The 22,053-nt window shown below is 69.0% G+C and carries 23 protein-coding genes; 15 read left to right on the forward strand and 8 right to left on the reverse strand.

The window, feature by feature from the left end:
- The first annotated feature begins 69 nt into the window (after positions 1-69).
- From AC1DF3_RS02685 to AC1DF3_RS02725, 9 genes are all read left to right on the forward strand, one after another.
- Complete coding sequence (locus AC1DF3_RS02685) at positions 70-2,379, forward strand: heavy metal translocating P-type ATPase (RefSeq protein ID WP_478138753.1); 2,310 nt, start codon at positions 70-72, stop codon at positions 2,377-2,379.
- Positions 2,379-2,516 (forward strand): cbb3-type cytochrome oxidase assembly protein CcoS, encoded by a 138-nt coding sequence (gene ccoS, locus AC1DF3_RS02690; protein ID WP_286529309.1) that lies wholly within the window; start codon positions 2,379-2,381, stop codon positions 2,514-2,516. The genes AC1DF3_RS02685 and ccoS overlap by 1 nt, the downstream gene beginning before the upstream one ends.
- A 67-nt stretch (positions 2,517-2,583) precedes the next feature.
- Positions 2,584-4,023, forward strand: coding sequence for a cytochrome-c oxidase, cbb3-type subunit I (gene ccoN, locus AC1DF3_RS02695; protein WP_286533149.1), 1,440 nt, complete (start codon positions 2,584-2,586; stop codon positions 4,021-4,023).
- Positions 4,024-4,033: 10 nt separating this feature from the next.
- Positions 4,034-4,657 carry a cytochrome-c oxidase, cbb3-type subunit II gene (gene ccoO, locus AC1DF3_RS02700; protein WP_286533148.1) on the forward strand — a complete coding sequence of 208 codons (624 nt, stop codon included), beginning with the start codon at positions 4,034-4,036 and terminating at the stop codon, positions 4,655-4,657.
- 11 nt (positions 4,658-4,668) lie between these two features.
- Positions 4,669-4,815, forward strand: coding sequence for a cbb3-type cytochrome oxidase subunit 3 (locus AC1DF3_RS02705; RefSeq protein ID WP_286529313.1), 147 nt, complete (start codon positions 4,669-4,671; stop codon positions 4,813-4,815).
- Positions 4,812-5,735, forward strand: a complete 924-nt coding sequence (gene ccoP, locus AC1DF3_RS02710; RefSeq protein WP_478138754.1) for a cytochrome-c oxidase, cbb3-type subunit III — start codon at positions 4,812-4,814, stop codon at positions 5,733-5,735. Before AC1DF3_RS02705 ends, ccoP begins: the two co-directional genes overlap by 4 nt.
- A 34-nt stretch (positions 5,736-5,769) precedes the next feature.
- The gene (gene ccoG / locus AC1DF3_RS02715) at positions 5,770-7,206 is read left to right on the forward strand and encodes a cytochrome c oxidase accessory protein CcoG (RefSeq protein ID WP_478138755.1); all 1,437 of its coding nucleotides are present in this window, start codon (positions 5,770-5,772) and stop codon (positions 7,204-7,206) included.
- A 25-nt stretch (positions 7,207-7,231) separates the two neighbouring features.
- Positions 7,232-7,516, forward strand: coding sequence for a FixH family protein (locus tag AC1DF3_RS02720; RefSeq protein WP_286529318.1), 285 nt, complete (start codon positions 7,232-7,234; stop codon positions 7,514-7,516).
- A 2-nt stretch (positions 7,517-7,518) separates the two neighbouring features.
- Complete coding sequence (locus AC1DF3_RS02725) at positions 7,519-7,764, forward strand: hypothetical protein (protein ID WP_286533144.1); 246 nt, start codon at positions 7,519-7,521, stop codon at positions 7,762-7,764.
- On the opposite strand, the gene fnr is transcribed toward AC1DF3_RS02725, so the two are convergent.
- Entirely contained in the window at positions 7,745-8,461 is a 717-nt protein-coding gene (gene fnr, locus AC1DF3_RS02730; RefSeq protein ID WP_286533143.1) for a fumarate/nitrate reduction transcriptional regulator Fnr, read from the reverse strand. The two genes, AC1DF3_RS02725 and fnr, sit on opposite strands and share 20 nt — an antisense overlap.
- A gap of 124 nt (positions 8,462-8,585) precedes the next feature.
- Between fnr and hemN the strand changes: the two genes are divergently transcribed.
- Together hemN and AC1DF3_RS02740 are read left to right on the forward strand one after the other, a co-directional pair.
- The gene (gene hemN, locus AC1DF3_RS02735; RefSeq protein WP_286533810.1) at positions 8,586-10,001 is read left to right on the forward strand and encodes an oxygen-independent coproporphyrinogen III oxidase; all 1,416 of its coding nucleotides are present in this window, start codon (positions 8,586-8,588) and stop codon (positions 9,999-10,001) included.
- Positions 10,002-10,020: 19 nt separating this feature from the next.
- Positions 10,021-10,731, forward strand: a complete 711-nt coding sequence (locus AC1DF3_RS02740) for a sulfite exporter TauE/SafE family protein (protein WP_478138756.1) — start codon at positions 10,021-10,023, stop codon at positions 10,729-10,731.
- An 18-nt stretch (positions 10,732-10,749) separates the two neighbouring features.
- Here the strand turns inward: AC1DF3_RS02740 and AC1DF3_RS02745 are convergent, their stop codons facing one another.
- A complete protein-coding gene (locus AC1DF3_RS02745) occupies positions 10,750-13,428 on the reverse strand; it encodes a bifunctional acetate--CoA ligase family protein/GNAT family N-acetyltransferase (protein WP_478138757.1) in 2,679 nt (892 codons plus the stop codon).
- A gap of 57 nt (positions 13,429-13,485) precedes the next feature.
- Positions 13,486-13,968, reverse strand: coding sequence for a universal stress protein (locus AC1DF3_RS02750; protein WP_286533140.1), 483 nt, complete (start codon positions 13,966-13,968; stop codon positions 13,486-13,488).
- Positions 13,969-14,131: 163 nt separating this feature from the next.
- Here AC1DF3_RS02750 and AC1DF3_RS02755 point away from each other — a divergent pair, with 163 nt between their 5' ends.
- From AC1DF3_RS02755 to AC1DF3_RS02765, 3 genes are all read left to right on the forward strand, one after another.
- Positions 14,132-14,752 carry a hemerythrin domain-containing protein gene (locus AC1DF3_RS02755; RefSeq protein ID WP_286533139.1) on the forward strand — a complete coding sequence of 207 codons (621 nt, stop codon included), beginning with the start codon at positions 14,132-14,134 and terminating at the stop codon, positions 14,750-14,752.
- Positions 14,753-14,817: 65 nt separating this feature from the next.
- A complete protein-coding gene (locus AC1DF3_RS02760; RefSeq protein ID WP_286533138.1) occupies positions 14,818-15,261 on the forward strand; it encodes a universal stress protein in 444 nt (147 codons plus the stop codon).
- 6 nt (positions 15,262-15,267) lie between these two features.
- Positions 15,268-16,464 carry an NAD(P)H-dependent flavin oxidoreductase gene (locus AC1DF3_RS02765; protein WP_478138758.1) on the forward strand — a complete coding sequence of 399 codons (1,197 nt, stop codon included), beginning with the start codon at positions 15,268-15,270 and terminating at the stop codon, positions 16,462-16,464.
- Here the strand turns inward: AC1DF3_RS02765 and AC1DF3_RS02770 are convergent.
- Positions 16,445-17,749, reverse strand: coding sequence for a class I SAM-dependent methyltransferase (locus tag AC1DF3_RS02770; RefSeq protein WP_478138759.1), 1,305 nt, complete (start codon positions 17,747-17,749; stop codon positions 16,445-16,447). The two genes, AC1DF3_RS02765 and AC1DF3_RS02770, sit on opposite strands and share 20 nt — an antisense overlap.
- Entirely contained in the window at positions 17,709-19,190 is a 1,482-nt protein-coding gene (locus tag AC1DF3_RS02775) for an arylsulfatase (protein WP_286533134.1), read from the reverse strand. The genes AC1DF3_RS02770 and AC1DF3_RS02775 overlap by 41 nt, the downstream gene beginning before the upstream one ends.
- Positions 19,191-19,527: 337 nt before the next feature.
- Here AC1DF3_RS02775 and AC1DF3_RS02780 point away from each other — a divergent pair, with 337 nt between their 5' ends.
- Positions 19,528-19,923 carry a tautomerase family protein gene (locus tag AC1DF3_RS02780; RefSeq protein ID WP_286533133.1) on the forward strand — a complete coding sequence of 132 codons (396 nt, stop codon included), beginning with the start codon at positions 19,528-19,530 and terminating at the stop codon, positions 19,921-19,923.
- A 90-nt stretch (positions 19,924-20,013) separates the two neighbouring features.
- On the opposite strand, the gene AC1DF3_RS02785 is transcribed toward AC1DF3_RS02780, so the two are convergent.
- From AC1DF3_RS02785 to AC1DF3_RS02795, 3 genes are all read right to left on the reverse strand, one after another.
- The gene (locus tag AC1DF3_RS02785; protein WP_478138760.1) at positions 20,014-20,862 is read right to left on the reverse strand and encodes an N-acyl homoserine lactonase family protein; all 849 of its coding nucleotides are present in this window, start codon (positions 20,860-20,862) and stop codon (positions 20,014-20,016) included.
- 126 nt (positions 20,863-20,988) lie between these two features.
- Positions 20,989-21,405, reverse strand: a complete 417-nt coding sequence (locus AC1DF3_RS02790) for a carboxypeptidase regulatory-like domain-containing protein (RefSeq protein ID WP_286533130.1) — start codon at positions 21,403-21,405, stop codon at positions 20,989-20,991.
- A 191-nt stretch (positions 21,406-21,596) separates the two neighbouring features.
- Positions 21,597-22,031: a bacteriohemerythrin gene (locus AC1DF3_RS02795; RefSeq protein ID WP_478138761.1), complete on the reverse strand. Its 435-nt coding sequence runs from the start codon at positions 22,029-22,031 to the stop codon at positions 21,597-21,599.
- Positions 22,032-22,053: the final 22 nt, after the last annotated feature.

Here is a 22,053-nt window from a genome sequence, read left to right on the forward strand (position 1 = left end):
ATCAAGGCCGCGGCGACAGCCTTTGATCCAGGTCAAGTCGCGCCGCGCCGCGACCGCTAGCCTCGGGGGATGGAAGCCGTGCTCTCCCTCGCTCCTGGCTTGCCTGCCGCTTCGCAGCCGGCCTGGTCGCTGCTGGACGATCCGGCGGAATGGCCGGGATTCGGTCGTTCGCTCGCGCCCGGCGATGCCGCGGCGCGCTGGGAGTCGCAGGTCGCGGTCGAGGGCATGCACTGCGCGGCCTGCGCGTTCACGGTCGAGGCGGCGCTGATGCAGGTGCCGGGCGTGGTCTCGGCCGAGGTCAATGCGGCCAGCCGCCGCGCCCGGGTGGTCTGGTCGCCCGCCAAGGTCAAGCCATCGCGCTGGTTCGAGGCCTGCGCCGCCGCCGGCTACCGGCTGGTGCCGGCCGGCGACATGCTGGCGAGTGCGCGTCGCGCGCGGGAATCGCGGCTCGCGCTCTGGCGCTGGCTGGTGGCCGGCTTCTGCATGATGCAGGTCATGATGTACGCCTACCCGGCCTACATCGCCCGGCCCGGCGACATGTCGCCCGATGCCGCGCAGCTGCTGCGCTGGGCCTCGTGGGTGCTCACCCTGCCGGTCGTGCTGTTCTGCTGCACCCCCTTCTTTCGCAGCGCCTGGCGCGACCTGCGGCGGCGCCGCATCGGCATGGACCTGCCGGTGGCGCTCGGCATGGCGATCTCCTTCGTCGTCAGCACCGCGGCCACCTTCGATCCCGAGGGGCCGCTGGGCCACGAACTCTATGTCGATTCGCTGACCATGTTCGTGTTCTTCCTGCTGACCGGCCGCTGGCTCGAATCGCGGCTGCGCGACCGCACCGCCGGGGCCCTCGACGCCCTGATGAACCGGCTGCCCGACAGCGTGCTGCGGCGCCGTGCCGACGGCGAGTTCGAGCGCGTCGCGGTGCGGCGGCTGGCGGTCGGCGACATGCTGCGCGTGCTGCCGGGCGAAGCCTTCCCGGCCGACGGCCGCGTGGTCGCGGGCGACACCTCGGCCGACGAGGCGCTGATCACCGGCGAGTCGCGGCCGGTCGCGCGTCCTTGCGGTGCCCGGGTGCTGGCAGGCAGCCACAACGTCGGCGCGGTGGTCGAGGTCCGGGTCGAGGCGCTCGGGCCCGACACCCGGTTCGCCCAGATCGTCGCCCTGATGGAAAACGCCTCGCTGCAGAAGCCGCGGCTCGCGCGCCTGGCCGATCGCGCGGCGCGGCCCTTCCTGCTCGCGGTGCTGGCGGCCGCGGCCGGGGCCGCCGCGTGGTGGTGGCAGGTGGACCCGGGCAAGGCATTGATGGTCGCGGTGGCGGTGTTGATCGTCACCTGCCCCTGCGCGCTGTCGCTGGCCACGCCGGCCGCGATGCTGGCGAGCGCCGGCACGCTGGCGCGCGGCGGGGTGCTGGTTCGCAACCTGCAGGCGCTGGAGTCGCTGGCCGCGGTCGACACAGTGGTGTTCGACAAGACCGGCACCCTGACCCGCGACACGCCGCGGCTGGACCGGGTCTACAGCCGCCAGGGCGTGCGGCCGGGCGATGCGGTGGAACTCGCGGCCGCGCTGGCGGCGCAGTCCCTGCACCCGGCGTCGCGCGCGCTGGTGCAGGCCTGGAACGACCAGCACCGTCTGGCGCCGGACTGGGCCCCGGTGCAGCTCGTCGAGCATGCCGGCGAGGGCCTGGAGGGCACGCTGAACCGCCGCGGCGGCGGTGCCGGGCGGCGCCTGCGCCTGGGCTCGGCCGCATTCTGCGGCGTCACGCCGCTGGCGGTGCAGGCGGCACAGGTCCATCTCAGCGACGACCAGGGCTGGGTCGCGAGCTTCGTGCTGGCAGAAGACCTGCGCGAGGACGCCGCGGCCACCGTGTCGGCGCTGGAGGCGCAGGGCCAGGCGGTGTGGCTGCTGTCGGGCGACAGCGGCGCCGCGGCGCGCGAGGTGGCGCAGCGCGCCGGCATCGCGCTGGTGCTCGGCGACTGCACGCCCGAGGACAAGCTGGCCCGCATGAAGGACCTGCAGGCGCAGGGCCGCGCGGTCGCGATGGTGGGCGACGGACTCAACGACGGGCCGGTGCTCGCGCATGCGCATGCCTCGTTCGCGTTCGGACGCGCGGTGCCGCTGGCGCGCGCCAACGCCGACTTCGTGGTCCTCGGCGCCACGCTCGATGTCATTCCCGGCGCCATCGCGCAGGCGCGTCGCACCCTGCGCGTGGTGCGGCAGAACCTCTGGTGGGCGGCCGGCTACAACGCGGTCTGCGTGCCGTTGGCGATCGTCGGCTGGCTGCCGCCGTGGCTCGCGGGGCTGGGCATGGCCGCGAGCTCGCTGGCCGTGGTGCTGAACGCGGCGCGGCTGGCCGGCCGGCCGCTGCGCGCGGGGGCGGCCTGATGGACATCCTGTTCCTGCTCATCCCGTTCTCGGTGGTGCTGGTGCTGATCATCCTCGCCGGTCTCTGGTGGGCGGTGGACCGTGGCCAATTCGACGACGTCGAGGGCGAAGGCGAGCGCATTCTGCGCAACGATTGATTTGCATCAAGCCGGCTGGCGGCCCCCAACCGGACACTGGGCCCGTTCCATACAACAAGGCTCTGCGATGCAAGCTCCGAGTTCTTCCGCGCCTGTCTACAGCGATACGGTCGTGCGGCAATTCGCTCTCATGTCCGTCGTCTGGGGAGTGGTGGGCATGCTGGTGGGGGTGGTCATCGCCTCGCAGCTGGCCTGGCCCGACCTCAACTTCGGCATCCCGTGGCTCAGCTACGGGCGACTGCGCCCGCTGCACACCAACGCGGTGATCTTCGCCTTCGGCGGCTGTGCGCTCATGGCCACCAGCTTCCATGTCGTGCAGCGCACCTGCCAGGTCCGGCTGTTCGCGCCGGCGCTGGCCTCGTTCGTGTTCTGGGGCTGGCAGGCGGTGATCGTGGCGGCGGCCATCAGCCTGCCGCTGGGCTACACCAGCGGCAAGGAATACGCCGAGCTCGAATGGCCGATCGACATCCTGATCGCGGTCGTCTGGGTGGCCTACGCGATCGTCTTCTTCGGCACCATCGGCGTTCGCAAGGTGCGCCACATCTACGTCGCCAACTGGTTCTACGGCGCCTTCATCATCGCGGTGGCGCTGCTGCACATCGTCAACAGCGCGGCCATCCCGGCCGGTGCGATGAAGAGCTACTCGGCCTACGCCGGCGTGCAGGATGCGATGGTCCAGTGGTGGTACGGCCACAACGCCGTCGGCTTCTTCCTGACCGCGGGCTTCCTCGGGATGATGTACTACTACGTGCCGAAGCAGGCCGGCCGCCCGGTGTATTCGTACCGGCTGTCGATCGTGCACTTCTGGGCCCTGATCTTCACCTACATGTGGGCCGGCCCGCACCACCTGCACTACACGGCGCTGCCCGACTGGACCCAGTCGATCGGCATGGTGTTCTCGCTGATCCTGCTGGCGCCGAGCTGGGGCGGCATGATCAACGGCGTGATGACGCTGTCGGGCGCCTGGCACAAGCTGCGCACCGACCCGATCCTGCGCTTCCTGATCGTCTCGCTGTCGTTCTACGGCATGTCGACCTTCGAGGGTCCGATGATGTCGATCAAGACCGTCAACGCGCTCTCGCACTACACCGACTGGACCGTCGGCCACGTGCACTCGGGCGCGCTCGGCTGGGTCGGCCTGATCTCGATGGGCTCGCTGTACTACCTCATCCCGCGCGTGTACGGCCGCACCGAGATGTTCAGCGTGAAGGCGATCGAGCTGCACTTCTGGATGGCGACCATCGGCATCGTGCTCTACATCGCCGCGATGTGGATCGCCGGCGTGATGCAGGGCCTGATGTGGCGCGCGGTCAACCCCGACGGCACGCTGACCTACACCTTCGTCGAAAGCGTGAAGGCCACCTATCCCTACTACGTGGTGCGCGTGCTCGGCGGCGTGCTGTACCTGAGCGGCATGCTGGTGATGGCCTGGAACGTCTGGATGACGGTGATCTCGGGCTTCAGCAAGCCCGCGCCGATCCCGCAGCCCGCCATGGCCCACGCCTGAGGACACTCCCATGAGTTCGAACATTCCCCCGGGCTTCTCGCACCAGAAGATCGAGACCAACAACTTCCTGATGATCGTGCTGATCCTGCTCGTGATCGCGGTCGGCGGCCTGGTCGAGATCGTGCCGCTGTTCTTCCAGAAGTCGACCACCGAGGCGGTCGCCGGCGTCGAGCCGCTGACGCCACTGCAACTCGCGGGCCGCGACATCTACGTGCGCGAGGGTTGCTACAACTGCCACTCGCAGATGATCCGGCCGTTCCGCGCCGAGACGCTGCGCTATGGCCACTATTCGGTGGCCGGCGAGTTCGTCTACGACCACCCGTTCCAGTGGGGCAGCAAGCGCACCGGCCCCGACCTGCACCGGGTGGGCGGCAAGTACAGCGACGAGTGGCACCGCATCCACCTCAACAACCCGCGCGACGTGGTGCCGGAGTCGAACATGCCGGCCTACACCTGGCTCGAGAAGGCGCCGCTCGACGGCGCCGAGTCGGCCGCCCACATGACGGCGCTGCGCCGGGTCGGCGTGCCCTACACCGACGAGCAGATCTCGGCCGGGCCGGCCGCGGTCAAGGGCAAGACCGAGATGGACGCCGTGGTCGCCTATCTGCAGTCGCTCGGCCTGGCACTCAAGTGAGGACAACCGCGATGGACAACATCACCACCCTGCGAATCGCCGCCACGCTGGTCTCGTTCGCGACCTTCATCGGCATCCTGGTCTGGGCGTATTCGCGCCGCAACGCGCAGGCCTTCGAAGAGGCGGCACGCCTGCCGTTCGAGGAGGACCCGTCGTGAGCGACTTCGTCAACGCCTTCTGGTCGCACTTCGTCACCGCGATCGCGCTCGGCGGCATCCTGGCCTGCGCGCTGCTGCTGTGGCTGACGGCCCGCTTCCGCGGCCCTTCGAACGCCGACAACACCACCGGCCATGTCTGGGACGAGGACCTGCGCGAGATGAACAACCCGATGCCGCGCTGGTGGATGGGCCTGTTCGTGCTGACCATCGTGTTCGGCATCGGCTACCTGGTGGTGTTCCCAGGGCTGGGCAGCTACCGCGGCACCCTGGCCTGGAGCACCCAGGGCGAGTACGAGAAGGCGGTGGAGAAGGCCAACGCCGAGCTGGCCCCGGTGTACGCCGCCTACACCGCGCAGCCGGTCGAGAAGCTCGCCTCCGACGGCGGCGCCATGGCCGTCGGCGAGCGCCTGTTCCTGAACAACTGCGCCCAGTGTCACGGCTCGGATGCGCGCGGCAGCAAGGGCTTCCCGAACCTCACCGATGGCGACTGGCTGCATGGCGGCACGCCCGAGAAGATCCACGAGACCATCGCGCTCGGCCGCATCGGCACGATGCCGCCGATGGCCGAGGCGGTCGGATCGGCCGAGGACGTCAAGAACCTCGCCAACTACGTGCTGAGCCTGTCTGACAGCCCGCACGATTCGGTGCGCGCCGGACTCGGCAAGAGCAAGTTCACGGCGTGCGCGGCCTGCCACGGCATCGGCGGCGTCGGCAACCCGGCGGTGGGCGCGCCGAACCTGGCCGACAAGATCTGGCTGCACGGCTATGGCCAGGAAGCGATCATCGCGATGATCAACGGCGGCAAGACCAACCAGATGCCGGCGCAGCAGGGCCGCCTGACCGAGGCGCAGATCCACGTGCTGACCGCCTATGTCTGGGGCCTGTCGAACAACAAGGCGGCCACCGTCGCGGGGCAATGAGGCTGCCGCCCGAGTCTTGTCCATGAGCGTTTCCATGACCGAGCAGACGACGCCACAGCAGCCGCGCACCGTGATCCCGATCGCGGCGGCCGAGGAGGACGTCGGGCTCTACGCGGCCCACAAGAAGATCTATCCGCGCAGCGTCAGCGGCTATTTCGCCCGCTGGCGCTGGGCCCTGGTGTTCGCGACGCAGGGGGTCTTCTACGGCCTGCCCTGGCTCGAGTGGGGCCAGCGCCAGGCGGTGCTGTTCGACCTCGGCGCGCGGCGCTTCTTCCTGTTCGGGCTGGTGCTCTATCCGCAGGACCTGATCTACCTGACCGGGCTGCTGGTGGTCTCGGCGCTGTCGCTGTTCCTGTTCACTGCCGTGGCGGGGCGCCTGTGGTGCGGCTACGCCTGCCCGCAGACGGTCTACACCGAGATCTTCATGTGGGTCGAGGAGAAGATCGAGGGCAGCCGCATCGCGCGCATGCGGCTCGACAGCGGCGATTTCTCGGCCGAGAAGCTGGTCAAGAAGTGGTTCAAGCACGTGGTCTGGATATCGATCGGCCTGTGGACCGGCTTCACCTTCGTCGGCTACTTCACGCCGATCCGCGAACTGGCCATGGAATTCCTGCAGACCCGGATGGGCTCCTGGGAAGTCTTCTGGGTGCTGTTCTACGGCTTCGCCACCTACGGCAACGCTGGCTTCATGCGCGAGCAGGTGTGCAAGTACATGTGCCCCTATGCGCGCTTCCAGAGCGCGATGTTCGACCGCGACACGCTCATCGTGAGCTACGACACGGCACGCGGCGAACCGCGTGGCGTGCCGGCCAAGGGTCGGGCGGCCGCTGCCGCATCGGAGTTCGGCCATTGCATCGACTGCAAGCTGTGCGTCCAGGTCTGCCCGACCGGCATCGACATCCGCCAGGGGCTGCAGTACGAATGCATCGGCTGCGGCCTGTGCGTCGATGCCTGCAACATCGTGATGGACAAGATGTCGACCCCGCGCGGCCTGATCCGCTACGCCACGCAGAACAGCATGGCCGGGCGCTGGACGCCGCGCCAGGTGCTGCGCCGCGTTCTGCGGCCGCGGGTGCTGGTCTACACCGCGGTGCTCGGCGCGCTGTGCATCGGCCTGCTGGCGAGCCTGGTGACGCGCACGCCGCTGAAGGTCGACGTGGTGCGCGACCGCGCCTCGCTGGCCCGCATCGTCGAGGGCGGCCAGCTCGAGAACGTCTACCGCCTGCAGATCATGAACGCCACCGAGCAGGTGCAGCGCTACCGGATCGAAGCCAGCGGCCTCGAGGGTCTGCACGTGTCCTCGGAGCCGGTGGTCGAGGTCGCGCCGGCGCAGTCGCGCTGGGTGGCGGTGCGGCTGCAGCTGCCCTACGGTGCGGCGACGGCCGGTTCCCACAAGGTGTATTTCGACGTTCGAGCGGAGGGCGGCCAGGGCAGCGTGTCCGAGAAGGCCGTGTTCCTGGTCCCGCGATGAAATCCAGGCCCCAAGGAGGCAGAAGATGACCGACAAGAGCAGCCATGACGAAGCGACGCGTCCCTGTCCACCCTGGTGGCGCTTCGGGCTGGTGTGGATGGTGATCGGCGGGCCGGGCCTGGTGGTGATCGCGAGTTTCGCCACCTTGTGGCTGGCCCTGCGCACGCCCGACCCGGTGGTCGACGAGGACTACTACCGCAAGGGCGTGGAGATCAACCGCACGCTGGCCGACAAGAAGCTCATGCCGGCGGTGGCCGGGCGCAACCACGCGGCCACCCCGAGCGCCGACGTGCCGTCGCCGAGGCGCTGAACATGCAGGCGCAACGCTGGATGTGGATACTCTGGCCGGCATTCCTGCTGGCCTGCGCGCTCGAGGTGCTGGTGTTCGCACTGGTCGATCCGGGCGACCTCAACTGGCGCGGCGAGGCGTTGGGCGCCTCTCGCCAGGCGGTCTACACGGCCGGGTTCTTTGCCTTCTGGCTGCTGGCCACGGCGGCGGGCGCCTTGACGCTGCTGCTGGCCCGGCCGGCGGCCGAGCTCAACAGCCCGGCGGATTGACGATGCGGCGCAGCGCCTCGGGATCGAGGATGCGCACGTTGCGCTGCTCGACCTCGACCATGCCGTCGGCCGCGAACTTCGACATCGTCCGGCTCACGGTCTCGAGCTTGAGGCCGAGGTAGCTGCCGATTTCCTCGCGCGTCATGCGCAGCACCAGCTCGGAGCGCGAGAAGCCGCGCGCATGCAGCCGCTGCACCAGGTTCAGCAGGAAGGCCGCCAGCCGCTCCTCGGCCCGCATGCTGCCGAGCAGCAGCATCACGCCATGCTCGCGGACGATCTCGCGGCTCATGATCTGGTGCACGTGGCGCTGCAGCGCCGTCACCTCGCGCGACAGTTCCTCGATGCGCTCGAAGGGCATCACGCAGACCTCGGAGTCTTCGAGGGCGACGGCGTCGCAGGTGTGCTGGTCGTTGACGATGCCGTCGAGGCCGATGATCTCGCCGGCCATCTGGAAGCCCGTGACCTGGTCGCGCCCGTCCTCGCTGGTGACCCGGGTCTTGAAGACCCCGGTGCGGATCGCATAGAGCGAGGTGAAGGGCTCACCATTGCGAAACAGCGTCTCGCGCCGCTTGATCTTGCGCCGCGTGGCGACCAGGTCGTCGAGGCGCTGCAGCTCCCCGGGCGCCAGTCCGACCGGCATGCACAGCTCGCGCAGGTTGCAGTTGGAACAGGCGACCTTGATATTTTCGGGCTTCATTGATGCAGTCGGGGTCATGCGGGGATTGTCCGTGGGGGGGTGGGCCGGATGCTTGATGCAGGTCAAGGTTTGCGGATCGCGACGGCGGCATAGTGACACACCGAAGCCCATGCCTGCGTCCGCGATGCCTCCCGTCTCCGCTCCAGCCCTCACGCCGCCCATCGTGGTGCCCGCGCCGTCCGTGCTGCAGCGGTTCGACTGCGCCGGGCCGCGCTACACCTCCTACCCGACCGCGGACCGCTTCGTCGACGCCTTCACGGCCGAGGACTATGCCCAGACGCTCGAACAGCGCGGCAGCACCGGCGCCAGCGCGCGGGCGCTGTCGCTCTACGTGCATATCCCGTTCTGCGAATCGCTCTGCTACTACTGCGCCTGCAACAAGATCGTGACCCGCCACAAGAGCAAGGGGCGCGAGTACCTGGACTACCTGGCGCGCGAGATCGCTCTGCAGGTCGAGCGGCTCGGCCGCGGCGCCGTGGTCCGCCAGCTGCATCTCGGCGGCGGCACGCCGACCTTTCTCGACGATGCCGGCCTGCGGACGCTGATGGGCATGCTGCGCGAGGCCTTCACCTTGTCGCCGGACGGCGAGCATTCGATCGAGATCGACCCGCGCACCGTCGACCGCGAACGCCTGGTGACCCTGGCCGCGCTGGGCTTCAACCGGCTGAGCTTCGGCGTCCAGGATTTCGACCCCGACGTGCAGAAGGCGGTGCACCGGATCCAGCCGGCCGGGCAGGTGTTCGACCTGATGGCGACGGCCCGCGGGCTGGGCTTCGATTCGGTCAACGTCGACCTGATCTACGGGCTGCCGCGCCAGAGCGCGGCCTCCTTCGACCGCACGCTGGCCCAGGTCTGCGCGCTGCGGCCCGACCGCATCGCGCTCTATGCCTATGCCCACCTGCCCGAGCGCTTCAAGGCCCAGCGCCGCATCGCGACCGAGGCGTTGCCCGATGCGGCGGCCAAGGTCGAGATGCTGTCGCGCTCTATCGCCGCGTTCACCGAGGCCGGCTACGTCTACATCGGCATGGACCATTTCGCGCTGCCCGGCGACGCGCTGGCGGTGGCCAAGCGGCAGGGCCGGCTGCACCGCAACTTCCAGGGCTACAGCACCCAGCCGGACTGCGACCTGGTGGCGCTGGGCGTGTCGGCGATCGGCCGGGTCGGCGCCACCTACAGCCAGAACGCCAAGACGCTCGAGGAGTACTACGACCTGCTCGACCAGGGCCGGCTGCCGGTGGTGCGCGGCCTGGCGCTGACCCGCGACGACGTGCTGCGGCGCACCGTGATCATGGCGATCATGTGCCAGGGCCGGGTCGATTTCGAGACCATCGGCTCGGCCCACCTGGTCGATTTCGAGCGCTGCTTCGCGGCCGAGCTCGAAGCGCTGGCGCCGCTCGAGGCGCAGGGCCTGGTGGTGGTCGGCGATCGCCACCTCGAGGTCACGCCGCTGGGCTGGTTCTTCGTCCGCGCCATCGCCATGGTGTTCGACCGCTACCTGCAGGCTGACCGCAACCGCACGCGCTTCTCGCGCATCGTGTGATGAGCCCGCACGCTCCCCCATGCAGTCCGCCCTGCTCGCCACCGCATTCGTGATGGGGCTGGCCGGCGGGCCGCACTGCGTCGCGATGTGCGGCGCGGCCTGCGCCGGCGTGATCCGCATCGTGCGGGCACCGGCGGGCGGCGTCGCCGCGCTGCAGTCCCCGGGCCGCTCGCTGCCGGCGGGCGCCTTGTTCCACGTGGGCCGGGTGGCCGGCTATGCGGCCGCCGGGGCGGTGGCGGCCGCCGCTGCCCAGGGCCTGGCGCTGGCGGGCCAGCAGGTCAGCGCGCTGCGCCCGGCCTGGCTGCTGCTGCATGTGTTCGTGCTGGCGTGGGGCCTGCTGCTGGCCGCCTCGGGCCGGCAGCCCGCCTGGGCGCACCGCTTCGGGCGCTGGGCGTCGGCGCGGCTGCAGCCCATGACCCGCAGCCCCTTCGGCGTGCTGGCGGCCGGCGCGCTCTGGGTCGCGCTGCCCTGCGGCCTGCTGTACTCGGCGCTGATGCTGGCGGCCCTGGGCAACGGCGTGCTCGAAGGCGCGGCCGTCATGGCGCTGTTCGCGGCCGGCAGCGCGCTGTCGCTGCTGCTGGCGCCCTGGCTGTGGCAGCGCCTGCGGTCGGGCGCCGGCATCCTGTCGCAGCAGTGGGGCACGCGGCTGGCGGGCGCGATGCTCGCGGCGGTGGCGCTGCAGGCGCTCTGGCTCGACCTCGCGCACCAGGTCGAGGCCTGGTGCCGCTGAGCGAGGGGCCCGTGCCGCTCAGGCGGCGGGCGGCGGCGGTTCCAGGTTCAGGGCCACGTGCAACACGTCGGCGGAATCCTCCAGGCTGGGCACGCGCTCGAAGCCCAGCGCCCGCGACAGCTTCAGCATGCGGGTGTTCTCGCGCAGGATCATGCCGACCAGGCGCCGGGTGCCGCGGCTGCGGGCGTGCGCGATCAGCTGCTCGAACAGCATCCGGCCGAGGCCGCCGCCCTTGAGGTCGGAGCGCACAAGCAGCGCGAACTCTGCTTCGACGTTGTCGGGGTCGCAGACGGTGCGGGCGACGCCGAGCGTCTCGGGCTGGCCGTCCGCCGCCGTGGCCTCGGCGATGAAGGCCATTTCGCGGTCGTAGTCGATCTGGGCCAGCCGGGCCAGTTCGCTGCGCGGCAGTTCGCTGCGCGCCTGGAAGAGCCGCATGCGCACGTCCTCGGGGGTGAGCCTTCGCAGGAAGCGCCGGTGCTGGCCTTCGTCCTCCGGGCGGATCGGCCGGATCGTGATCGGACGGCCGTTCCACTCGGCCTGGCGGACCCACTGCGTGGGATAGGGCCGGATCGCGAAGTTGGCGGCGCCGGCCACCCGGCCGGCCGCGACCCGCAGCCGGGCGTCGAGCGCCAGCGCGCCGTGCTCGTCGACCCACAGCGGATTGATGTCGAGCTCGGCCAGCTGCGGCAGGTCGGCCAGCATCTGCGACACCGCGATCAGCACGTCGTGCAGTGCATCGAGATCGGCCGGCGGATGGTCGCGGTAGCCGGCCAGCAGCCGAGACACGCGGGTGCGCGAGACCAGCTCGCGCGCCAGGCTGCGGTTGAGCGGCGGCAGCGCGACCGCGACATCGGCCGTCACCTCGACCGCGATGCCACCGCCGCCGCAGAGGATGACCGGGCCGAAGACCGCGTCGATGCTGGCCCCGACGATCACCTCCTGCGCGTGCGGGCGGTGCACCATCGGCTGCACGGTGAAGCCGTCGATGCGCGCGCCGGGCTGCAGGGCGGCCAGCGCCTGCCGCATCTCGCCCACGGCCTGTTCAAGCGCGGCCGGGTCGCGCAGGTCCAGCCTGACGCCGCCGACATCGGTCTTGTGGGCGACATCGCGCGACACGATCTTGAGCACTACCGGATAGCCGAGCTCGCGGGCCGCGTCCAGCAGGCCTGCGGCCGACGCCGGGACCATCCGCGTGCGCACCACCGGCACGCCGTAGGCCTGCAGCACCGCCTTGGCCTCGTGTTCGGCCAGCCATTCGCGGCCGTCGGCGGCGGCTGCTTCCAGCAGCCGCTGCGCCGCCGGCACATCGGGCGCCGGGTTCTCGCTGGCGCTGGGCGCCTCCATCAACAGCGCCTGGTTGCTGCGGTAGGTCTGCAGCATGCCGAAGGCGCGCACGGCGTCTTCGGGCGTCGGGTAGTCGGGAATGCCGGCCGCCTCGAACAGCTGGCGTGCCGGCGCCATGTCGGCATCGCCGAGCCAGCAGCCCATCACGCGCGGGTCGTTGGCGCGGACCAGCGGCGCGCAGGCGCGGGCGATCTCGTCGCTGCGCTCGGCCACCGTCGGGGCGTGGATGAACAGCACGGCGCCGCTCGCGGGGTCCGCCAGCAGCGCCGACAGCGCCGCGGCATAGCGCGCCGCCGGCGCGTCGCCGAGGATGTCGATCGGGTTGGCGCAGGAAGCCTCCGGCGGCAAGGCACGGCCGAGCTGCTCGAGCAGCGCGGCACCGGGCTCGGCCAGCCGGATCCCGGCGCGGGCGGCGGCGTCGGCCGCCATCACGCCGGCGCCGCCGCCGTTGCCGAGGATGGTCAGAGCCTCGCTGCGGTTGAGGCGGAACCGCGCCAGCGTCGCCGCCGCCATGAACAGCTCCTGCAGCGTGTCCACCCGCAGCATGCCGGCGCGGCGGATGGCCGCGTCATGGACGATGTCGGAGCCGGCCAGGGCGCCGGAGTGCGAGGCGGCGGCACGCAGGCCCTGGCCCGCGCGGCCGGCCTTGACGACGATCACCGGCTTGTTGCGCGCCGCGGCGCGCGCGGCCGACATGAACTTGCGCGGCGAGGCGATCGATTCGACATAGAGCAGGATGGCGCGGGTGCGGCCGTCGCTCGCGAACCGGTCGAGCAGGTCGCCGGCATCGACGTCGCAGTGCTCGCCCAGCGCCACCAGGTGCGACAGGCCGATGCCCCGGCTGGCGGCCCAGTCCAGCATCGCGCTGGCCACCGCGCCTGACTGTGAGATGAACGCCAGCTCGCCCGGCCGTGCGGCGACGTGGGCCAGGCCGGCACGGAGGCCGATGTGCGGGCTCAGGACGCCGAGCGAGTCCGGGCCCAGCAGGCGCAGCAGGTGCGGCCGGGCGGCGTCGAGCGCGGCCTGCTGCTCGGCGGCGCTCAACCCGGTGCCGACGATCACCGCGGCCCGGCAACCGGCCGCCCCGAGTTCGGCCACCAGCCGCGCCACCGTGCGCGCCGGCGTGCAGATCAGGGCCAGGTCCGGCGCCGCGGGCAGGTCGGCCACCCGCGCGAAGACGGGCAGGCCGTCGAGCCGCGCATGCTTGAGGTTGACCGGGTAGACCGGGCCGGCAAAACCGCCCGCGCGCAGGTGCTGCCAGACGCGGGTGCCGATCGCGCCGGGCCGGTGCGAGGCACCGAGCACGGCGACGGATCGCGGCAAAAGCAGTCGGTCGAGGTGGCGGATGCTCATGGCGCCTCTGCGGATGAACCGGGGGCCCGCATCATGCGCGCACCCTCGGGGCCCCTGTCAATGGGCGTGACGGTGCGCGTGCGCGTCGCCGTCGGCCGGCGCCCGCACCAGCAGCACCGGCACCGGCGTGCAGCGCAGCAGGTACTCGGCGCAGCTGCCCCCCACGAAGCGCTCGACGCCGCGGCGGCCATGGGTGCCGATCACGATCAGGTCGGCGGGCCATCGGCCGGCGTCGGCGGCGATCAGTTCAGGGACCGGGTTCGACGCGCCGTCATGCAGCAGCGTCTCGGCCTCGACGCCCGCCGCGGCGGCCGCGGCCTGGCCGTCGTCCAGGATCTGCCGGCCGTTGCGCGCGAGCACCTCGAAACAGTCGCCGACCGGGCCGGCGGCAAGGCCCATCGCCATGGCCATCGACTGCGAGTTGACCACGTGCACCAGCCGCAGCCGCCCGTGGGTCTTGGCAGCGAGCCGTATCGCTTCGTCGAGGCCCTGCTTCGATGTCGCGCTGCCGTCGAGGGGGACGAGGATCCGTTGGTACATGGCGCGCTCCTGCCGAAGCTTGAGATGCCGCCAGTATCCGGCCAGCGCAGGCCGCCGTGTTGACCGTTGGCAACACGGGGCGACACGGCGTCTTGTTGATCTGGGGCAAGGCCGCGTGGCGCCGGCCGTGGAAAGCTGGGGACTCCACTCCGGAGACTCGAAAATGACACACGCCACCACCCGCATCATCCGCGACGAGCACGCGGCCCTTTCGGCGATGCTGCGCTCGATCCTCCTGCTGCTCGATGTCCATCGAAGACAGCAGAGCACGCCCGACTTCTCGGCCTTGCGGGCGATGCTGTTCTATGTCGACCAGTTTCCCGAGCAGCGCCATCACCGCCACGAGACCGAGCTGCTGTTTCCCAAGCTGCGCGCCCGCACGCCGCTGTCGCGCGAACTGCTCGACCACCTGGACCGGGACCATGCGCTCGGCGAGCGCAACATCCGTGAAGTCGAACATGCCCTGCTGGTCTACGAGATGCTCGGCGAGGCGCACCGCGAGCCTTTCGAGCGAGCGATCGCGCGCTACACCGACTTCTACCTGGCCCACATGGCGCAGGAGGAGAAGGAAATCCTGCCGCTGGCCGAGCGCGTGCTCACCGAAGACGACTGGCGCGATCTCGACGCCGCCTTCGGCGCCCATCGCGATCCCTTCACCGGCCACGAACCCGACGACACCTACCGCGCGCTCTACACCCGCATCGTCAATGCCGTGCCGGCACCGATCGGCCTCGGCCCCGCGCTGACTCCCGGCACGCCGCAGCGGCACGCGATGCAAGCTTGATCCCTGTCAATCCGGGCGGGCCGCGGCTGGCCGAGACTGGAGGCCTTCAACCGGAGACCTCCATCATGTTCAAGAAAATCCTGGTCGCCACCGATGGTTCCCCGCTGTCCGAAAAGGCGGTCGAGAGTGCCATCGAACTGGCGCGGCATCACGGCGCCGAACTGGTCGTCTTCACGGTGGCGCGCCGGCCGCCCAAGAGCTACATGGATGGCTCGACGGTGCGTGAGTCGGTGGAAAGCGCGACCATCGACAAGCAGCGCCAGGAGAACGCACAGGCCCTGGTGGCTGCCATCGGCGAGCGGGCCCGCGGGCGCGGCGTCTCCTGCCATCCGCTGGTGGCCCATTCGACCCAGGTCGCCGAATCGATCATTGCCGCAGCCGGCAACCAGGCCTGCGACCTGATCGTGATGGCCTCGCACGGCCGCAAGGGCCTCGGCCGGATGCTGATCGGCAGCGAGACCCAGCACGTGCTGACCCATTCCACCCTGCCGGTGCTGGTGCTCCGATAGCGCCGGATGAGCGAGGTTTCCGATCAAGTACAGGTCGCCGCCGGGCGACTCGGGGCGCTGGCCAGCGCTTCCGGCCTGCGGCGCTGGACGCTGGCGGGCCGCGAGCTGCTGCCGGTGGTGCAGGGTGGCATGGGCGTCGGGGTGTCGGCCGGGCGGCTGGCCGGCACCGTGTCGTCGGTCGACCTGCGCCGCCTGCACCCGGACCTGTGGGCCCGGACCGCCAACATCGAGGCCGAGCCCGATGCCGGTGCGCGCATCGACGCCGCCAACCTCGAGGCGCTGGGCCGCGAGATCAAGAAGGCCCGGCAGCTCGCCGGCGGCCGCGGCCTGGTCGCGGTCAATGTCATGAAGGCGCTCACCGCCTACGAGGCGCAGGTGCGGCATGCGATGGCCTGCGGCGCCGATGCGCTGGTGGTCGGTGCCGGGCTGCCGCTCGACCTGCCCGACCTGGCGCGTGAGCACCCCGGCGTGGCGCTGATCCCGATCCTGTCGGATGCGCGCGGCGTGCAACTGGTGGTGCGCAAGTGGGAGAAGAAGGGCCGCCTGCCCGATGCCATCGTGATCGAGCATCCGCGGCTGGCGGGCGGCCACCTCGGCGCTGCCAGGGTCGGCGACCTGAACGACCCGCGCTTCGAGTTCGACGTCGTGCTGCCGCAGGTGCAGGCCTTCTTCAGGACCGCGGGCATCGAGGGCCGCATTCCGCTGATCGCGGCCGGCGGCATCGAGAACCTGGATGACATCCGCCGGCTGCAGTCGCTCGGCGCCTCGGCGGTGCAGCTCGGCACCGCCTTCGCGGTGACCACCGAATGCGATGCCGACCCGGCCTTCAAGCGCGTGCTGGCCGATGCCGCGCCCGAGGATCTGGTCGAGTTCACCAGTGTCGCGGGCCTGCCGGCGCGCGCGGTGCGCACGCCCTGGCTCGACAAGTATCTGCGGCTGGAGCCGCGGCTGATGGCCAAGGTCCACCGTGAAACAGCCTGCACCATGCGCTTCGATTGCCTGGCGCACTGCGGGCTGCGCGACGGCACGCCGGGCTGGGGCAAGTTCTGCATCGACAAGATGCTGGGCCACGCGCTGGCGGGCCGCACCGGGCAGGGGCTGTTCTTCCGCGGCGCGGGGCGGCTGCCCTTCGGCAACCAGATCCGGCCGGTGCAGGACCTGATGCGCTGGCTGCTGGGCGGACTCATGCCCGCGGGAAACTGAAAGCTTGATTTCGGGCGCGCGATGCGTCGAACACCACCTGGTCGTACCACCAGAGCCCCTCGAACAGGACGCGCGCGACGTTGCGAAGCGCGCTTCCTGACACCATCTCGCCGATGGACCTCTTGCCATCGATCGCATCGACCAGCTGCTTCTGATGCAGGTTGATCGGCAGATACAAATCGGTGTAGGTGTGATGCCGGTTGATCAGCACCGCTGCGGCGCCGGGCGGCAATCGCTCCTCCACCATGATCGTGTCCGGGACACGGACCGGCACGTAGTCGAGCCACGCTTCGCCCTGGAAGCTGATCGGCTCATGATCGGGTCGATCGTTCCGGTAGACCACGGCACTGTGGCGAATCATCGATCCCCGGAAGAGTTCCACGGCGGCATACTGCTCCGGCGGCGGGAGTCGGGCGAGCAGGGCGTGATGGGGCGTCGACGCCAGCACGCCGCATTGCGGCAGGTAGGCGGCCTGCTCGATCCAGCGCCCGAACCGGAAGCCGCCAGCCTCGATGAAGTGCATCAGCTGCGGGACCGAATAGGCCCGGTCGCAGGGATGAAGCAGCGCATCGGCCAGCGCCGCTTCGTTGCCGAAGTCCGGCGAATTGCGCAGCACCGGCATCAGCGGATGATCCGGCGGGATGGCCTGAAGGCTCTGCGCGAGCGCCTTGATCTCTTGTGCCGTCGCCCCGATCCCGAGCCGTCGGCAGTAGTCCTGCAACAGGTACACACCGGCACGGCCATAGGGCGCGTAGACCATGAGCTGCATGGCGCCGTCGGGCGCCAGCACGCCGTGCAGGGCCCTCAGGCCCGCGTCGGGGTCAGGCAGGTGGTGCAGCACGCCGGTGCAGACGATGTGGTCGAAGCTGCGCCGGAGTCCGGCTGCGCGCTCCACCGGAAGCTGGAGCAACTCGAGATTGTCCAGGCCGTACTTGTGCTTGAGGCGTTCGGTGCTCTCGATGCTCGTCAAGCTGACATCGATCCCGACGACTTTCGCCCGCGGCCAGCGCAGCGCGTGCCTCGCCGCCTGCGAAGTGCCGCATCCGACCACCAGCAGGGTCCGATCGTCCCGATAAGCGGCCTGCGGCCAGTAGAGATGGGCATCGGCGCGCCGCCGGTCATCGGTCCACAGTTTTCGGTAGGGCTCCAGGTCGTCGACCGGAGGCGGGTAGGGATGGCGTTCGTAGAACGCGCTCACCTCCCGCGCCACCCGTTCGACGTCCACCCCGTGCGCCTCGCGGAGCTCAGGAATGGCCGTGTCCCGCCACCTGCGCCAACACCGCATCCAGGTTGAACGAGGCCGGCTTCTGCCGAGGCGGGAATTTGGCGAAGTCGGCGACCTGCTCCGCAATGACCGCCTGCATGAGGTACATCTGCGGCACGTGGTCGACCATCCAGTCCAGGTAGGTGTTCGAATTGAATTCGGCCCGCTCGTAAGGGTCGCGGCGCAGGTTCATGATGTACGGCAGCCGAAGCTTCACGAACGGCTCGGCCCACTGCCGCATCGTATTCGCGCGTTGCACGGCCAGGTGGAACTTGTAGTCGCCAACCCGCACCGCGATCACCTCGCCGTCATCGCTGAAGTACACGATGGCATTTCGCGGGCTCTCTTTCACCGCGCCGGTCAGGTAGGGGATCTGGTTGTAGCCGTCGAGATGGACGTTGAACTTCTTGCCGTCGACCGTGCAGCCGTCGAGCAATTGCTGCTTCACATCCGGATTGCCGGCGGCCGCGAGCAAGGTCGGGAACATGTCGATGTGCGAGACGATGCCGTTCAGCACCGAGCCGGCCTTGATCTTGCCCGGCCAGCGCATGAAGCACGGCACGCGCCAGCCGCCCTCCCAGTTGGAGTCCTTCTGGCCCCGAAACGGGGTGGTGGCGCCGTCGGGCCAGGTGTCGTTCTCCGGGCCGTTGTCGGTGGAGTACATGACGATCGTGTTGTCGGCAATGCCCAGTTCGTCGAGCTTGGCGAGCATCTGCCCGATCTGCTCGTCGTGGACGACCATGCGATCGCTGTAGGGGTCCTGTCCGCTCTTGCCGAGGTTCTTCTCGGCGACATGCGTGCGGAAGTGCATCGCTGTCGAGTTGTACCAAAGGAAGAAGGGCTGATCCGCCTTCGCCTGTTTTTCCATCCAGGCGATCGCACTGTCGGTGATCTCCTCGTCGATGGTTTCCATGCGCTTCTTGGTCAGCGGGCCGGTGTCCTTGATCGTCTGCCCGCCCTTGCCGTCGGCGATGCAGTGCAGCACGCCGCGTGGACCGAACTGCTTCTTGAACTCGGGATCCTTCGGGTAGTCGGGGAGCTCGGGCTCTTCCTCGGCGTTCAGGTGATAGAGATTGCCGAAGAATTCGTCGAAACCATGCATGGTCGGCAGGAACTCGTCGCGGTCGCCGAGATGGTTCTTGCCGAACTGGCCCGTGGCATAGCCGAGCGGCTTCAGCAATTCGGCGATGGTCGGGTCCTCTTTCTGCAGGCCGACGGTGGCGCCCGGCATCCCGACCTTGGTCAGGCCGGTGCGGATCGGGTTCTGGCCGCATATGAAGCAGGCACGGCCGGCCGTACAACTCTGCTGCGAGTAGTAGTCGGTGAATGTCACCCCTTCCTCTGCAATGCGATCGATGTTGGGGGTCCGATAGCCCATGAGGCCCCGGCTGTTGTGGCTGATGTTCGAAATGCCGATGTCGTCGCCCCAGAGGATCAGGATGTTGGGTTGCTTGGTTGTCATTCAGGCTCCTTTCGGTTGATGGACCACAGGATTCAGCGAACGCGACGCGGGACCCCGCGGGCGTAGCATATTCTTCATGGGGCCCCGCGCCAACACGCGCAGCCAGGCGCTGCGCTGCACCAAGGTGCAATTCCGCCGCGGGCCATCGCGGCGGATGATGTCGGAGATTGCGCGCCCGCCAACCCTCGAAGGAGCACCGATTGCCACCGCAACGAAGCCGAACATCCTGATGCGGCCGAGATGACCAGGAAGATCGCGGAACCGATGATCGCGGCGGCGCGCTTCGCGACAGGATCCTATTCAACGCCGCCGAGAATCGTGCCTCGATGGAGTTCATATGCCGTACCTTCAGTTGGACGTGACCTGCAGCTATTCCACAGGCGACAAGAAGCGGTTGGCTGCGGCGATGAGTGAGACCTACGCGCGCATGATGTCCGTGGACATTCGGCGAATCAGCGTCGCCATCCGTGAGCTGGGCGAGGGCGGGGTGTGGCGCATTCCAGAAGTGGGAGACGAGCCGACTCCCGTCTCGATGCTCATGCTGGACATCCGCCGAGGGCGGCCCGCCGAGCTGCGAATGCAAGTAGCAAAGGCCCTCTGCCAGCACTGCATCGACATTCTCGGCCTGCAGGAGAACCGGCTCAACGTCGAGTTCACTCAGCACGACGGGGACGAGATGTACCACCCGGCGCTTGGCGGTTACAGCCCGGATTGGAAACCCGGCGAGGCGTGAGACGGCGAAGAGGAGCGACCGGGAACGGTCGACCAGCCAAAGACTGGAACGTTTTTGGAAATATGCCAGCAGTGACCCCGTCCGCTCCGCCTACTCGTAGAACGCGGGCGACAGCTTCTGTCCGTCGCGCTGCGCCTTGTCGTGGTTGATCCAGAGCTGGGCCTTGTCACTGGCCATGATGTGCGCGAGCCGCTGCATAGAGGCGGCGGTCTGCTCCGCGTTGAAATTGATCGATGGGACGCGTCTGTTGTCCCAGTTCTCCTTGAAGTGGACAGCATCACCGGACAGCAGGACGGCGCCGGTGCGGGGCAGCTTGACGAGCAGCGATTGGTGCCCCACGGTGTGCCCGGGTGTCGAGATGATGATGACGCTGCCGTCGCCGAACACGTCGCGGTCGCCTTCGATCGTGGTCACTGTCGCATTGGGTCGGGACCGAAGGGAGCTTCCGCCCGGGGAGTCGTATTCGGCTTTTTGCACCATCAGCATCGAATTCCGGAACATGTCGACATTGCCGATGTGATCGGGGTGGCTATGAGACACCGCGACGTATTTGATGTTCGACGGCTTCAATCCGAGTTCATCGATCTGCGCTGCGAGCGTCTTCGGCAGGCGCCAGGTGATCGCGCGCGGGTCCGAGGGTCGCAAGCCCTCGGGCATGGCCGCGACCGAGTCGGCGAGGCCCGTGTCCCAAAGCATCCAGCCCTGCGCGTGCTTGATGAGATAGCAGCTTCCGGCGAATGGCATCGACTTGCCCACGTTGACGCCCGGTGACCACCGGGAGATGTCCCCCGCGACGCCTTCGCCACAGTTCAGGATGTAGAGACGCTGCACGCCGGACTCCGGCGCTTGCGAAACGATGGGCTGCGAACATGCCTGCAACAGTGAAAGAACCGCCGCGAGGACGGCCAGCATCAGGCCGAGACGCTTGCCAGACATCATGGTGTTCCTTTCACGACGGTCACTGCGCCGTGATTCCGTTCTTCCTGATCAAGCCCCCATGCAGCGCGACTGCGCCCGCGTTCGAGCGCGAGAAAGGACCTCTCTTGCAACGCCACTGGGGCGGATCTAAAACCTGAACTCAAGCGAGCTACTACCTCTTCCGACCCCGACCATGCGGGTCTGTGCCGCTTTCCCCTGGGGCTCCGCTGTAACCGTGTATCGACCAGGCGCCAGGTCGATAAGGCAAATTGGTCCGCCCGAGGAGGGAATTGAAAGCACGCCCGTGCCTGCATCGTTCTTGACCGTGACCGCGACCGCGGCCAGGAACTCGCCGCGCGTGTTCACAAACATCAGCGAAAGTGTGTGATCTCTCATCGCGCCGCGAAATGCGGTTGACTGCCTCGAGCCGATTCCGCCACAGACATACTTCACGTCGCCTTGTGCCTGCATTGGCGGGATGGCGGATTGGGCCTGTGCCGTCCAAGGTGCAGTAACGGCCAGGACGATGGCGCTGCAACCAAGAATCGATGGAAAGCGATGCATGGTGTGCTCCGCTCGTTGAGGGGCGGCCATCTTCAGTTTGCCAAAGGGGGATGTCAAGCGGACGGAGACAAATCGGCCACGGAAAGTTATTCAGCTCACCGACCCGACGAGCGCTGCTTTGTGACGGCTTTGGAGAAAATCGTGTGAATCCAGTGGGCCCATCTGCGACATCCGCTGCGAGCCACCCGTCCTCAACTGGACACCCGCACCCGCGCCTCTCCACGCCCACCCTCATCCCCCCAATTCGCCGGCTCGAACCGCGCCCCCCGCAGATGCAGCGCCAGCGCCGCATCCATCGACTGCACGTGCTTGAGATACCAGTCGCGAAACTGCCAGGACATCTGCCGGACCTGCAGCAGCTGGCCCTCGCGGGCCTGCACGATGCCTTCGCGCATGACCTCCAGCACCACCCGGTGCTGCAGCGTGTGGTCCTTGCGGCAGGAGAAGCGGGTGGCCTGCATCCACTCGTCCTCGCGCGCGAAGGTCTGGGCAGCCAGGTCGACCACCCGCTGCCAAGCGGCCGGCAGCTCGGCGTCGCCGGCTTCGTCGACGCGCTTCAGCAGGGCCGTGAACTGCTCGTGCGCCCGGTCCATGAAGGGCAAATCGAGCGAAAGCGATGCTGCCATGTGTCTTCTCCGCATTGAAAGG

It is taken from the genome of Variovorax sp. 10N432 (genome assembly GCF_056394465.1).

Bases quoted from the DNA above. Each gene is read 5' to 3' on its own strand.
- AC1DF3_RS02685 (WP_478138753.1), top strand. From the start codon at position 70: ATGGAAGCCGTGCTCTCCCTCGCTCCTGGCTTGCCTGCCGCTTCGCAG.
- ccoS (WP_286529309.1), top strand. From the start codon at position 2,379: ATGGACATCCTGTTCCTGCTCATCCCGTTCTCGGTGGTGCTGGTGCTG.
- ccoN (WP_286533149.1), top strand. From the start codon at position 2,584: ATGCAAGCTCCGAGTTCTTCCGCGCCTGTCTACAGCGATACGGTCGTG.
- ccoO (WP_286533148.1), top strand. From the start codon at position 4,034: ATGAGTTCGAACATTCCCCCGGGCTTCTCGCACCAGAAGATCGAGACC.
- AC1DF3_RS02705 (WP_286529313.1), top strand. From the start codon at position 4,669: ATGGACAACATCACCACCCTGCGAATCGCCGCCACGCTGGTCTCGTTC.
- ccoG (WP_478138755.1), top strand. From the start codon at position 5,770: ATGACCGAGCAGACGACGCCACAGCAGCCGCGCACCGTGATCCCGATC.
- AC1DF3_RS02720 (WP_286529318.1), top strand. From the start codon at position 7,232: ATGACCGACAAGAGCAGCCATGACGAAGCGACGCGTCCCTGTCCACCC.
- AC1DF3_RS02725 (WP_286533144.1), top strand. From the start codon at position 7,519: ATGCAGGCGCAACGCTGGATGTGGATACTCTGGCCGGCATTCCTGCTG.
- fnr (WP_286533143.1), bottom strand. From the start codon at position 8,461: ATGAAGCCCGAAAATATCAAGGTCGCCTGTTCCAACTGCAACCTGCGC.
- hemN (WP_286533810.1), top strand. From the start codon at position 8,586: ATGCCTCCCGTCTCCGCTCCAGCCCTCACGCCGCCCATCGTGGTGCCC.
- AC1DF3_RS02740 (WP_478138756.1), top strand. From the start codon at position 10,021: ATGCAGTCCGCCCTGCTCGCCACCGCATTCGTGATGGGGCTGGCCGGC.
- AC1DF3_RS02745 (WP_478138757.1), bottom strand. From the start codon at position 13,428: ATGAGCATCCGCCACCTCGACCGACTGCTTTTGCCGCGATCCGTCGCC.
- AC1DF3_RS02750 (WP_286533140.1), bottom strand. From the start codon at position 13,968: ATGTACCAACGGATCCTCGTCCCCCTCGACGGCAGCGCGACATCGAAG.
- AC1DF3_RS02755 (WP_286533139.1), top strand. From the start codon at position 14,132: ATGACACACGCCACCACCCGCATCATCCGCGACGAGCACGCGGCCCTT.
- AC1DF3_RS02760 (WP_286533138.1), top strand. From the start codon at position 14,818: ATGTTCAAGAAAATCCTGGTCGCCACCGATGGTTCCCCGCTGTCCGAA.
- AC1DF3_RS02765 (WP_478138758.1), top strand. From the start codon at position 15,268: ATGAGCGAGGTTTCCGATCAAGTACAGGTCGCCGCCGGGCGACTCGGG.
- AC1DF3_RS02770 (WP_478138759.1), bottom strand. From the start codon at position 17,749: ATGCGGTGTTGGCGCAGGTGGCGGGACACGGCCATTCCTGAGCTCCGC.
- AC1DF3_RS02775 (WP_286533134.1), bottom strand. From the start codon at position 19,190: ATGACAACCAAGCAACCCAACATCCTGATCCTCTGGGGCGACGACATC.
- AC1DF3_RS02780 (WP_286533133.1), top strand. From the start codon at position 19,528: ATGCCGTACCTTCAGTTGGACGTGACCTGCAGCTATTCCACAGGCGAC.
- AC1DF3_RS02785 (WP_478138760.1), bottom strand. From the start codon at position 20,862: ATGATGTCTGGCAAGCGTCTCGGCCTGATGCTGGCCGTCCTCGCGGCG.
- AC1DF3_RS02790 (WP_286533130.1), bottom strand. From the start codon at position 21,405: ATGCATCGCTTTCCATCGATTCTTGGTTGCAGCGCCATCGTCCTGGCC.
- AC1DF3_RS02795 (WP_478138761.1), bottom strand. From the start codon at position 22,031: ATGGCAGCATCGCTTTCGCTCGATTTGCCCTTCATGGACCGGGCGCAC.